Origin of the sequence: Blastococcus sp. KM273129, assembly GCF_021698995.1 — a bacterium.
Taxonomy (GTDB): Bacteria; Actinomycetota; Actinomycetes; order Mycobacteriales; family Geodermatophilaceae; genus Blastococcus.
Window position 1 is genome coordinate 120,278 of the sequence record NZ_SSXB01000001.1, and the last position, 12,740, is coordinate 133,017.

General features: G+C 70.6%; 8 protein-coding genes. 6 read left to right on the top strand and 2 right to left on the bottom strand.

Going from position 1 to position 12,740, the window contains the following annotated elements; all coding sequences use genetic code 11:
- Positions 1-438 precede the first annotated feature (438 nt).
- From E9565_RS00575 to E9565_RS00585, 3 genes are read left to right on the top strand one after another with little or no spacing between them, the layout of a single operon-like run.
- The gene (locus E9565_RS00575; RefSeq protein ID WP_236833816.1) at positions 439-2,580 is read left to right on the top strand and encodes a TerB N-terminal domain-containing protein; all 2,142 of its coding nucleotides are present in this window, start codon (positions 439-441) and stop codon (positions 2,578-2,580) included.
- Positions 2,577-4,001 carry an ATP-binding protein gene (locus E9565_RS00580; protein ID WP_236833817.1) on the top strand — a complete coding sequence of 475 codons (1,425 nt, stop codon included), beginning with the start codon at positions 2,577-2,579 and terminating at the stop codon, positions 3,999-4,001. The genes E9565_RS00575 and E9565_RS00580 overlap by 4 nt, the downstream gene beginning before the upstream one ends.
- A 21-nt stretch (positions 4,002-4,022) precedes the next feature.
- Positions 4,023-6,320, top strand: coding sequence for a DEAD/DEAH box helicase (locus E9565_RS00585; protein ID WP_236833818.1), 2,298 nt, complete (start codon positions 4,023-4,025; stop codon positions 6,318-6,320).
- A 180-nt stretch (positions 6,321-6,500) separates the two neighbouring features.
- Here E9565_RS00585 and E9565_RS00590 read toward each other — a convergent pair whose 3' ends face one another.
- Positions 6,501-7,175: a Crp/Fnr family transcriptional regulator gene (locus E9565_RS00590; RefSeq protein ID WP_236833819.1), complete on the bottom strand. Its 675-nt coding sequence runs from the start codon at positions 7,173-7,175 to the stop codon at positions 6,501-6,503.
- Between the two features lie 499 nt (positions 7,176-7,674).
- On the opposite strand from E9565_RS00590, the gene E9565_RS00595 reads away from it, so the two are divergent.
- Positions 7,675-8,688 (top strand): S1C family serine protease, encoded by a 1,014-nt coding sequence (locus E9565_RS00595; protein WP_236833820.1) that lies wholly within the window; start codon positions 7,675-7,677, stop codon positions 8,686-8,688.
- A gap of 356 nt (positions 8,689-9,044) precedes the next feature.
- On the opposite strand, the gene E9565_RS00600 is transcribed toward E9565_RS00595, so the two are convergent.
- On the bottom strand, positions 9,045-9,551 hold the full coding sequence (locus tag E9565_RS00600; protein WP_236833821.1) for a hypothetical protein: 507 nt from the start codon (positions 9,549-9,551) through the stop codon (positions 9,045-9,047).
- 297 nt (positions 9,552-9,848) lie between these two features.
- Here E9565_RS00600 and E9565_RS00605 point away from each other — a divergent pair, with 297 nt between their 5' ends.
- Positions 9,849-11,192, top strand: a complete 1,344-nt coding sequence (locus E9565_RS00605; RefSeq protein ID WP_236833822.1) for a DUF4365 domain-containing protein — start codon at positions 9,849-9,851, stop codon at positions 11,190-11,192.
- Entirely contained in the window at positions 11,192-12,622 is a 1,431-nt protein-coding gene (locus tag E9565_RS00610; protein WP_236833823.1) for a hypothetical protein, read from the top strand. The genes E9565_RS00605 and E9565_RS00610 overlap by 1 nt, the downstream gene beginning before the upstream one ends.
- Positions 12,623-12,740 lie beyond the last annotated feature (118 nt).

Sequence of the window (12,740 nt, forward strand, 5' to 3'; positions counted from 1 at the left end):
CAGGGCACGCGGCCTCCCGGCCGTAGTCGGCCGCAGCTGCCCCATGCGGAGGAGAAGTCGGCGCTGCCGGGTGACCGTGGCTGGGGGCCTGAGCGTGTGACGCAGGTGCCGTCAGCGTACGCGTGGGCCGCACGATCCGGTCGAGACGGCAAACGCACCGGACGGTGTCGCATCTCGACCTAGGCTCTGCTGCGGTCGGGGGGCGAGGACAAAGGCGCCATCCCGCGCGGGAGACGGGGGAGCGGCATGGGCTGGCTTGCGAGGTTGCGTCGAGGCGCGACAGACGCCCACCCGGAGCAGCCGCAGCCGACGGCCCAGCCCCGCCTCCGCATCGATTCCGATCGACCCGGGGAGTACACCGTTCGGCTGGATCTGGCGCTACCGGCCGTCCCACCGCCCCCGCACCGTCCGAAGGGGTCACGCCATCCGGGGCGGTGGATGCCTCACGGCACAGTCACCACGATCGCCGGGCTGCCCGTCCACGGTGGCCTGCTCTACGTCGGATCCGACCTGCCGTCGGTGCGCGGCTATGAGGTCGACCCCTCGCTGATCGACCCAGCGCTGCCGATCGACCTGGTCCGGGCGGACAGCAGCGGGTTGGGCCTCGGCTACTGGCCCTCCTACAGCCACCTCACACCGGCCGAGCGGGGCGGATTTCTGCGCTGGCTCGCCCAGGGCCGCACCCACCCCCAGGCCCCAATCGGGTTCGTCTTCATCTACTTCTACGGGCTGGAGCGACGTCTCCTGCACGACCTGCCAGACGGCGATCCGGAGCGCGTGGTCCTCCTGCAGGAGGTCCGGCGCCTGCTGGACCTGTACGGCGAGAACCACTCCTTCCGCGGCTACGCCACCAATCTGCTGCAGTGGGCGACGCCCCTCGACGGCGGTCGTCGCTACCTGGCACCACCGCCGGCGCCCACGGACTGGGGGTACGAACTCCCGTTCGACGTCTGCATCGGCCTCGGTCAACTGCTCGCCGACGGGCACCCCATCCCGCCCGCCTGGGCTCAAGCCTGGTGGCAACAGCACCCCGAGACGCGCACCCGCGCCCCGGTCAAGCGCTGCCCGGAGCAGTTCGCTGCCGCCTTTGCGACGCTCTACCGCCGCCGCTTCGGTGACGGCCTCGTCGTCAAGGAGAACAAGAAGCGCCTCCAACTGGACTACCGTCCGGCCAGCGCCGGCCTTCCCGGCCACACCAAGGACCTCGGCCTGCCCGACGTCCGCGGCCTGCGGGGCCCCGTCACCAAGTTCGCTGAGATCGCCGAGCAGGCCACTCACGACCTCGACCCCTACAGCCGCTACCTCGGACGCAGCGGCGCCGACCCCGGCTCACCCGCCGCGCTCGCGGTGCTCCCGCCCTACCTCGACGTCGCCCCCAGCCAGAGCACCCAGGACCTGCTCAACTGGGTCCGCGGGACACTCGGCACCGCCGACTGCCGCCGGGTACCGGCGGTGGAGATCATCAGCCGGTGGCCGGCCAGCCGCTCCGATCGGCTGAACAAGGCCGAGACCGAACTGCTCGCCACGCTGCTCGAACGCCACGGCGTCGGCATCGAGCCCGACGTGCGCTTCGGGAGCGCGCCGCCCACCCCGACCGGCGACATCGTCCTGTTCCCGCTCCCCGGCGGAGCCAGCGCACGACCCACCGCCGCGCCCAACCCCGATTACGTGTCGGCCGTCGCGCTCCTACAGCTGGCGGCCGCGGTCGCCGCCGCCGACGGATCGGTCGCCGACGAGGAGACCACCGCCCTGCTCGGCCACCTCAGCCGCGGCCTCGCCCTGAGCGCGACCGAGCAGGCCCGCCTGCACGCGCATCTCCACCTGGTCCTGCGGCGTCCTCCCACCCCGGCGGCCCTGCGCAAACGCGCCGCCACGCTCGACGACGCTCAGCGCCAGCAGGCCGCGCAGCTATTGCTGGCGGTCGCCGCCGCGGACGGAACGATCAGCCCGACCGAGATCGACCAGATCTCCCGCCTGTTCACCGTCCTGGGCTTCGAGGCGACCGATGCCTACGCCCAGATCCACGCCGCGGCGACCACGACCCGCCCGGTCCCGGATCCGCTCACACCGGCACGCACCGCCGGAACCGCGGCCGGGAACTTCGCCCTGCCCCCGCGTCCGCCGGCCACCGTTCCTCGTGGCCGCCATGCCGCCCCCCAACCCGCCGACACCGCAGCGCCGCTCCAGCTCGACCCGCACCTGCTCGCCCGCACCCGCCGCGACAGCGAGCAGGTCGCGGCGCTGCTCGCCGACATCTTCATCGACACCGACCCACCAGCGCACGAGCCTGAAGCGGCGATCGCGGCGGCACAGACCACGACCGTGACGGCCGACCACGGCAGCAGCGCACTGCTCGCCGGGCTCGACGCCCCGCACAGCGAACTGCTCCGGTCGCTCACCGAGCAGACCCAATGGGCCCGTGCCGCATTCGCGGCCCTGTGCAGTGCGCGGCGGCTGCTTCCAGACGGCGCGCTGGACACGCTCAACGAGGCAGCCGTCGAGGCGACCGGAGAACCGGTGTGCGAAGGACACGACCCCATCGAGATCAACAGTTACGCGCTTGAGGAGATGCTTCGGTGACCACCCCCTCGGCCCCCGCCGCCGGCCGGCTGCGTCCACGCGAGCGCGACGCCATCATCAACAGCCTGCGTGCCGGAGTCGTCCCCCGCGCCGGCTTCCAGCACATCCAGGTCGGCCGCGCGGGAGAGGTGAAGGCGCTCGCCGCCGACCTCGACCGGGTCGCCGACGGCGGCTCCCTGATCCGCTTCATCATCGGTGAGTACGGCGCCGGCAAGACCTTCTTCCTCTCGCTCACCAGCTCCATCGCCGCGGAGAAGAAGCTGGTCACCGCCCGCGCCGACCTCACTCCGGACCGACGCCTGCAGTCGACCACCGGCCAGGCTCGGTCGCTGTACGCCGAGCTGATGCGCAACCTCGCCACCCGCGCCGCGCCCGACGGCGGAGCCCTGCCCGCCGTCGTCGAGCGCTTCGTGACCTCGGCCCGCACCGAAGCCGACGCCTCCGGCAGCGACGTCGACCAGGTCATCAGCCGCCGGCTATCCACGTTGTCGGAGATGGTCGGCGGCTACGACTTCGCGCACGTCATCGGCGCCTACTGGCGCGGCTACGACGCCGGCAACGACCAGCTCAAGAGCGACGCGATCCGCTGGCTGCGCGCCGAGTTCACCACCAAGACCGAGGCCCGCGCGGCGCTCGGCGTGCGCACGATCATCGACGACGCGAGCTTCTACGACGCGCTCAAACTCTTGGCCACCTTCGTGCGCCTGGCCGGCTACAGCGGCCTGCTCATCTGCCTCGACGAGATGGTCAACCTCTACAAGCTCGCCCACACGCAGAGCCGCAACAGCAACTACGAGCAGGTGCTGCGCATCGTCAACGACTGCCTGCAGGGACGAGCTCCGGGTCTTGGCGTCTGCTTCGGCGGCACACCCGAGCTGCTCATGGACAGCCGCCGCGGCCTCTACAGCTACGAGGCGCTGCGCAGCCGCCTGGCCGAGAACGCCTTCGCGGTCGGCGGCCTCGTCGACATGTCCAGCCCCGTGCTGCGCCTGGCCAACCTGACCCCCGAAGACCTCTACGTGCTGCTCACCAAGCTGCGGCACGTCTACGCGGCCGGCGACCCGAGCGCCTACCTGCTGCCCGATGATGCCCTGCACGCCTTCATGCAGCACTGCGCCACCCGGGTCGGGGACGCCTACTTCCGCACCCCGCGCACCACCATCCGCGAGTTCCTCAACCTACTCGCGGTCGTGGACCAGAACCCGGACCTGGACTGGCACACCCTCATCGGTCGCGTCGAGCTGCCGGCCGAGTCCAACCCCGACCTGCAGCCGCTGCCCGAACCGACCCCCAGCGCAGGCGATGATGCGTCGGCTGCCGCGCTCGCCTTCGCCTCACCCGAGACGACCGCGACCCTCGGAGCCACTGGTTCGTCTGCGCAGGACGAGCAGGACGACGACCTGGCCACCTTCCGGCTCTGACCCCATGACCACGCTGACCCCATGACGACCGACCGCGGCAGCGTCCGCTCGGCCGCGGCCGGCACGGACAGCCGCGCGTTCGAGCGGCTCCACCCGCATGTGCAGCGCTGGATCTACGACGCCAACTGGACCGGCCTGCGCGACGCCCAAGAACGCGCCATCCCGCTACTGCTGCAGCCAACCGGCGACGTGCTCATCTCCGCCGCCACCGCCGGCGGCAAGACCGAAGCCGCGTTCCTGCCGATCATCAGCAACCTGCTCGACCAGCCGGCACCCGGTCCCGGGTTGCAGGCCCTCTATCTGGCGCCCCTCAAGGCGCTGATCAACGACCAGTACGGCCGGCTAACCGACCTTTGTGACGGCACGGGCCTCGCGGTGCACCGCTGGCACGGCGACGTCGCGGCCGACCGCAAGACCAAGCTGCTCAAGACGCCGTCCGGAGTGCTGCTCACCACCCCGGAGTCGCTGGAGGCGCTCTTCGTGCTCCGCGGCACCAAGGTCCCCGGATTGTTCGCCCAGCTGCGCTACGTCGTGGTAGACGAGCTGCACGCCTTCCTGGGCACCGAACGCGGCGCGCAACTGCGCTCGCTGCTGCATCGGCTGGAGCTGACCGTGCGCCGCCGCATCGCGCGCGTGGGCCTTTCCGCGACCCTCGGCGACATGCGCCTGGCCGCCGCGCAGCTGCGGCCCAGCGCCCCCGACCAGGTCACGCTCATCGAGTCCGCTGCCGGCGGACAAGACCTCCGACTCGCCGTCCGCGGCTACCTCGACAGCGCCCCACGCGCCACCATCGGCCCACAGGATCAGACCGCCGAAAGCTCAGACGAGGAGTCCGGCGACAACGCCACCCTCACCAGCACCCGGCTGATCAGCAGCCACCTGTTCGAGGTGCTGCGCGGCAGCGACAACCTGGTCTTCGCCAACTCCCGCAGCAAGGTCGAGATGTACGCCGACCAGCTGCGCCGCCTCTGCGAACAGGCGCACCTGCCCAACGAGTTCTTCCCCCACCACGGCAGCCTGTCCAAAGAGCTCCGCGAAGACGTCGAAGCAGCGCTCAAGAATCCCGCCCGGCCGGTCACGGCGGTGGCCACCACCACCCTGGAGATGGGCATCGACATCGGCAGCGTCGCCTCGATCGCCCAGATCGGCCCGCCGCCCAGCGTCGCCGGCCTGCGCCAGCGTCTCGGCCGCTCCGGACGCCGCGGCGACCCGGCCACCTTGCGGACCTACATCACCGAACCGGAGATCGACCCCCGCACTCCACTGGCCGACCAGCTGCGCGGAGCCCTAGTACAGGCGACCGCGACGATCGAGCTGCTGCTCGCCGGCTGGTGCGAACCGCCCGACCCGGCGGTGCTGCACACCTCCACCCTCATCCAGCAGCTACTCAGCCTGATCGCCCAGCACGGCGGTGTCACGCCCCTGGATGCCTACCGCGCGCTCTGCGACATCGACGGGCCGTTCCGCGCGACCACCCCCGTCCGGTTCAAGGCCCTCCTGCGCTCACTCGCCGCCCACGAGGTGATCGACCAGAGCCGCGACGGGACCCTGCTGCTCGCCGAAGCGGGGGAGCGAACCGTCAACCACTACAGCTTCTACGCCGCGTTCACCAGCCCCGAGGAGTACCGGCTGCTCACCGGCGGCCGCCAACTCGGCGTTCTGCCCGTCGACTTCCCGCTCTACATCGGCCTCGGCCTAATCTTCGGCGGCCGACGATGGCGCGTCATCGGCATCGACGACCGGCAACGCACCATCGACCTCACCCGGGCCGCCGGCGGCCGACCCCCGACCTTCGGCGGCGATGGCGCGGCGGTGCACGACCACGTCCGCGCCCAAATGCGTGACCTGCTGGCGGACGACCGCGTTCCCGACTTCCTCAACGCCCCGGCCCGCCAGCTCCTCACCGAAGCCCGGGACACCTTCCACCGGCACGGACTAGCCACCCAGAGTCTGCTCGACCGTGGCCCGGCAAGCATCGTGGTGCCGTGGGTCGGCACCCGCACCGGCAACACCCTCACCGTCCTGCTCCGCCACCACGGCATCGAGGCGGTCAACGACGGCCTCACCATCACCTGCGAGCGGCACGACCGCCCCCAACTGCTCGCCGTCCTCACCATGCTGGCCGCGACCGGTCCTGCGGACCCGCTCGCTCTGGCGGCCTCCGTCCAGGGCAAGCAATCCAACAAGTACGACAGGTGGCTTGATGACGCGCTGCTCGACGAGGACTACGCCGCCCGATCCCTCGACACCGTCGGTGCCCACCGGACCGTCGTGCGCCTGCTCAACGAGGCGAACGGTGCCGGGCAGCAGCACGCATGACTCGGGACGCCCACCCGCGTCGGCGCGTCGTGCACCGATGAGCTCTCGCCGCGAACCGTCCGCCGGAACGCAGCAACTCTGGGCCCGCCCAGCGGAGTACCTCCAGCAACCGCGACGGCCCGCCCACGAGGATTCCACAGGTCGAGGACGAGCGGCTCGCCGTCGGCCGCGATGCGCCGGTCAGCGCACCCGGCGACGCAACCGTTTGGGATCGAGGATCAACACCGAGCTGCCCTCCCGGCGGATCCAGCCACGCTCGACGAAGTCGGCCAGCGCCGCTTCCACCGTCTCGCGCGAGGCCCCGACCAAGCCGGCCATGTCCTGCACGCTCAAGTCGAGCTGGATGCGCACCCCTTCAGGAGTCGCGCGACCAAACTTGTCGGCCAGCAACATCAGCGCTCTGGCGAGCCGACCTGGAACGTCGGTGAAGAACAGATCGGGCACCCACGGCCTCGTGCCCCACAGGCGGCGGGCCAGCACGCGCAGAAGCCGCTCGCCGATCTCCGGATGCGACTCGATCCACGGGCGCAGCACCGAATGCGGCACGCGCGCCAGCTGTACGTCGGTCACCGCCGTGGCTGTTTCGGTCCGCGGACACGGCTCGAACACGGCGAGCTCCCCGAAGTGTTCCGACGGCCCCAACTGGGCCAGCACCTTCTCCTGCCCGCCCGGTGAGCGGCGGGTCAGCCGAATCGTCCCGGCGAGGACGATGAAAAGGGCATCGCCTGGTTCGCCTTCGCGGAAGATTACCGTGCCGCCCGGAACGGCGAGCCGCTCCAGCCGTGATGCGACTGGATCGACGACCTCCGCCGGTAGCCCGTGGAAGAGTCCGGACCGGCTCAGTACGTCATCCACGGCGCATTCTCCCTCGGTGACAGGTGAGCGGACTGGTCGGGGCCCTCATCGGCGTCCGGCGAAAGAATAGAAAGCGGAGCGGCTATTCGCCACTCACGCCGGGTCGAGCTGTCAGCGCTCGCCGGATCAATGCTTCGCATTCCGTGCCCCAATAGGAACGACACTGACAGTGTGTAAGTGAATCGGTGGTACTAGGCGTGCGGCCCGAAAAGCCGACTGCGTCAAAAGTCGCGGTCGCTTCGCTACCCCACGAGCTCCACCAGAAGCGCAAGCCCCACCACACCTGATCGAAAAGGGAGGAACCTCGAACGCCTAAGCCATTCTCCAGCCTCCTCAGGATCCACCAGCGGACAAGCGAGTCCATTGCGGGATTAGCCCACCGCGCAGCGGGACATGTACGGCGCGCACCCCGTGGAAGGAGGCCCGTCACATGCGTCAACCAGTCGGCACCCGACCGCACATCTTCCGCCTCCGCCGGACCGCCCTTGCCCTGACAGCCGTGGCGGTGCTGGGCGGGTGCACCAGCGACAGTGACGGCACATCGGCTGCGCCCACCACCAGCGCAGCCGAGTCCTCCGGCAGCCCGGCGAACTCCGCCGCGGGCCTGCAGGACGCCTACCAGCGCGTCATCACCAACGTCCTGCCGTCGGTGGTGGAGATCCGCTCCTCAACCGGGCTCGGCTCCGGCGTCGTCTACGACGACGCCGGGCACATCGTCACCAACGCCCATGTCGTTGGGGCCGACAAGGACTTCGACGTCCTGACCTCCGGATCGGCCACCCCACTGCAGGCCACGCTGGTGGGCACCTTCCAACCCAACGACATCGCCGTGATCAAAGTCGAGGACCCGCACGGGCTGGTGCCAGCCACCTTCGCCGACTCCTCCGAGGTACGCGTCGGCGACATCGTCCTCGCCATGGGCAACCCGCTCGGGCTCTCAGCGACCGTCACCGACGGCATCGTTTCTGCCCTCGGTCGGGAGGTCTCCGAGCCCGCGACAGACTTCTCCCCACCGGCCACCCTGCCCAACATGATCCAGACGTCCGCGGCGATCAACCCCGGCAACAGCGGCGGTGCGCTGGTCAACCTGGACGGCCACGTCATCGGCGTCCCGACCGCGGCCGCGACCAATCCGGAGGCCGGCGGGCTTGCTCCCGGCATCGGCTTCGCCGTCCCGTCGAACACGGTCAAACGACTGGCCGACCAACTGGTGGCTACCGGCACGGTGACCGACTCGGGCCGGGCCGCCCTGGGCGTCGGAGTGACCACCGTCGTGGACAACGCGGGTCGGCCGCAGGGGGTGGGCGTGATCTCGGTGCAGCCCGGCGGCCCCGCGGATCAGGCCGGCATCCAGCCGGGGGACATCATCGTGGCGGTCAACGGCACCACCATCGCGTCAACGCAGGCGCTCGGCGCGGTCCTGGCCGATCTGGAAGTGGGGACGACGGTCCCGGTGACGGTGCGACGCGACGGCGATGAGCGGCAACTGCAGGTGACGCTCGGCGAGCTGTGACCGGACACCCGCCCCCAACCGCCTTCGCCGGCCTGTGGACGGACACCGGCGACAGGCTGCGGAGGTCCGGCCGGTCGAGTGGTGCCTGCTCTGCGCGCCTTCGACGACTGACAAGAGCCCGGAGGGGGACACCAGGGGCTTCCGACGACGTGAAGCCCTGTCAGGAAACTGTGTCAGATTGCCGGGTGCCGTTCGTGTTGACCGTTGACCAGCGGGCGAGCCGGCGAGGACCCGACCGGCGGCGGATGGGCTGTCCGCAGTCGCTGGTCGAGGTGCGATCGCGGCGGTGACCGCGCCGGCGATACCGCGCGCCCGGACGAAGTTTCAGGCCCGGGCAGTGGTGCGGGCGACGGCGATCAGCGGCGCCGAGACAGGTCGTCCAGCAGCGCGCGATGCAGCGCGAGGAAGTCTTCCGGTCTCCGGCCCTGCGGGATCGTCACCGGCGAGGGCAGCCCGTCGTAGGTCAGTGTTGCCGCCCCCGGCCACCAGTCGCCGCCGAGCGATCCTCCGGCCCAGTCCTCATTCCGGTTCAGCGTGGTCCCCTTGACTGGCGCGATCTCCACCTTGAGCAACGCGTCACGAGACACCGTGGTCACCACCACGCTGCCTCCCTCCTCGAAACCATCACGGGGCACATCGGTGAAGTCCACGACATGCACCAGCCGCTCGGTGAAGGCCACCAGCCGACCGGCGACCCGCTCACCGTCGCCGGTCAGCTGAGCGTCGAGAAACAGCGCCTCGGCGCCGCCCAGCGCATACACAAGGCGGATCACCAGGTGCGGCGGAACCGAGAAGCCGCCCACCTTGCTGACGCGCTGAAGCAGCGACCGGGCGACCGGCTCACGCGACGTCTGCTCACTCATCCGCACACGCTAACCGGTGGTTGCCGCTCCTCCGTCCACGTCGTGGTGAGGTCTCAGCGCCCGCTCGGCGTGGACGCGGCAAGGGGCTCCCGGTCGCCGGCCAGGGGCACCGGCCGACCCGCTGGATCACACCAGCAAGCCGCTACCGATGCCGATCGCGTCCGCCCGGCGCCCGGCGGTCGGAGCATGGGCGCGGCGTACTCGCGCCGAGCCGATGCCTCGAATCGGCACGGTCCCAAGCCGCTGCCGCCCGCGCGTCCGCGGTTCTGTCGGAGGGGCGACGTACCGTCGCGCGTGATGGCCAAGCGGATCGATGTCAGCACCCACCGGGGGGACGCCGGGGTGGCCCTCATCCATCTGCGCACGAATCAGATGGGGTTCGTGTGGCACGACCGTGCGGTCGATGCCGGCATCGACGGCACGATCGAGATCCGCGACCCGGGAACCGGCGCGATGAGCAACCGGCACCTGCTGGTGCAGAGCAAGGCCAGCGCCCGGCCGTTCGCCGGGGAGAACGACCGGTCGTTCCACTACACCTGCGAGCAACGGGACATCGACTACTGGATGCAGGCCGAGGCGCCGGTGCTGCTCATCTGCTCGCATCCGGAATCGGAACAGGCGTGGTGGATGCACGTACAGGCGTGGTTCACCGACCCGGTGCGCCGGGCGTCGGGCCGGATCGACTTCGACAAGGCCACGCAACGCTTCGATGCGACGGCCGCGCCCCGGCTGCTGTCGCTGGCCGACCCGCACGCGCAGGCGCGCCTGGTCACCGCCGAGCAGCGGCCCGAAGTGCTGCTGTCCAACCTGCTGCCGGTCACCATGCCGCCGACGATCTACTCCTCGCCCACCGCCGCCGCGTCAGCGGGCGAGGTCTACCAGGTCATGCGCGCCGAGCCCGCAGCGGCGACGCGGCTGGACTGGACGCTGCATGGCGGACGGTTGTTCACCTTCGCCGATCCCACCGGCACCGCCCTGTCGCGGGCGGTCACCGGTGCGCCCGAGACCGTCGGTGTGGGGGAGTGGGAGACCGACCCGGTCGGCGAACGGAACCTGGTCCGGCTGCTCAACCGGGCACTCATCCACGACGTCGCCGGCGACTGCACCTACCACGCCGGCCGGGACCTCATCTTCTTCTCCGCCACCCCGGACCTGACCCACCGCAAGATCGTCGGCGGCACCGGACAGCCCCGGCTGGTTTTCCACGCCAAGCACAACAAGCGCACCGGCAAGATCTCCTACTACAAGCACGCGGCGCTGCGCTGGCAGTTTCTCCACCTGGACGACGCGTGGCTGTGCGCCCTCACCCCCGAGGCCCACTACACCCGCGACGGCTACCGGGACTCCCGGTTCATCGCCGACCTGCTCGCCGGGCTGAAACGACTCGACCGGAACCCCGCCGTCCGCGGCCATGTCCGCATGTGGGCCACCTACCTGCGCGGCGAACGTCCCCTCCTGGACCAGGACGCGACCCGATTGCTCGACTTCGGCCCGCCGTTGACGTTCACCTCCCAGGTCGGCATCGACGACGCCGACTGGCTCACCGACCACCGCACCACCGCATCTCCGCCCACCACCGCGGGCATCCCCGGCGATGCGCCGGCGACCGAAGACGCGCTGTCCCTGTTTGACGAGGTCTGATGCGACTGACCTACCTGCCCGAACCGGACCTGGAGTTCTTCGGCGGCGCCCGGCATCTGGATCCACGGCACGGCATCACCGACTACGGCCCGGCCGACGCCGACCAGCAGCACATCCGCACCATCCGCGTCGGCGTCGTCGGCAGCGAAGCCAACATCGACGGGCTGCGCCGCTGGCTGGACCGCTGCCGCCAGCCCCTGGCCGCCAAGGACAGCCGGCTCACCCGCTTCTATCTGCCCTTCCCCGGCTTCGACACCACCACCGGATTCCGCTCCACCCTGGTGTTCGACAGCCGGCTGGAACGCCCGATCCGGGAACGGTCCCTGCGCCGCCTCACCGAACAACCCCCCGAGGTGGCCACCCGCGACGCCGTCGACCTCTACCTGGACGAACTCACCACCCTGGACGAGGAGCCCGGCTGCGACGTCGTCCTCATCGCCCGCCCCGACCACCTGCCCGAACGGGCCGCGGCGCCGGTGGACGAACGGCGACCGTGGCGCAAGACCCAGCCCACGCGCCCGCAGGACTTCCGGGCGCTGCTCAAGGCCGAAGCCATGCGCTTCAGCCGGCCACTACAGGTCATCCGCCGCGGCACCTGGGACGCCACGTTCAAGGATCCCGACGCCGACGGTGAACGCCGCCAGCAGGACGAGGCCACCCGGGCCTGGAACCTGCACACCGCCCTCTACTACAAGGCCGGCGGTGTGCCCTGGCGGCTACCCCGCGACCCGAGCGCGCTGACCAGTTGCTACGTCGGCGTGTCCTTCTACCGGACCAACGACCGCGCCACCCTGCACACCAGCGTCGCCCAGGTCTTCAATCAGCGCGGCGACGGCGTCATCATCCGCGGCGGCCCCGTCCAGGTCAGCAAGGACGACCGGCAGCCCCACCTGACCGCCGAGGACGCGCAGCGGCTGCTCAGCGACTCACTCAAGCGCTACAAGGCCGAACACCACACCCAGCCTGCTCGGGTCGTGCTGCACAAGACCTCCTCCTACACGCGAGCCGAGATCGACGGGTTCGACGCCGCCGCCGACGCCGCCGATCTCGCGGTGCTCGAACTGCTGTGGCTCCCCTCCGCCGAACCGATCCGACTGTTCCGGTTCGGCGACCATCCTCCGCTGCGGGGCACCATGCTCAGCGTCACGGCCGGCAGGCACCTGCTGTACACGCGCGGCAGCGTGCCCTCCTACGGCACCTATCCCGGCACCTACATCCCGGGACCGCTGCCGTTTCGCACGGTCGAGACCGAGTCCAGCCCCGAGGCGCTCGCCAGCGAACTGCTCGCCCTGACCAAGATGAACTGGAATCAGACCCAACTCGATGGCAAGCGACCGATCACCCTGCGGACCGCCGAGCAGGTCGGCGAGATCCTCCGGCACATCCCCGAGGACGTCCGGCCCCAACCCCGCTACGCCTACTACATGTAGCCCGAGCACACTCCGTGCCCCCGACCTGTGCCCGCGGGTGGTCGGCTCACTCCGGTGCGACAGGTGCGCGGCAGATGTTCAGATGAGCCGGCGAGTGCCGGAGACGCCACGATCCCGT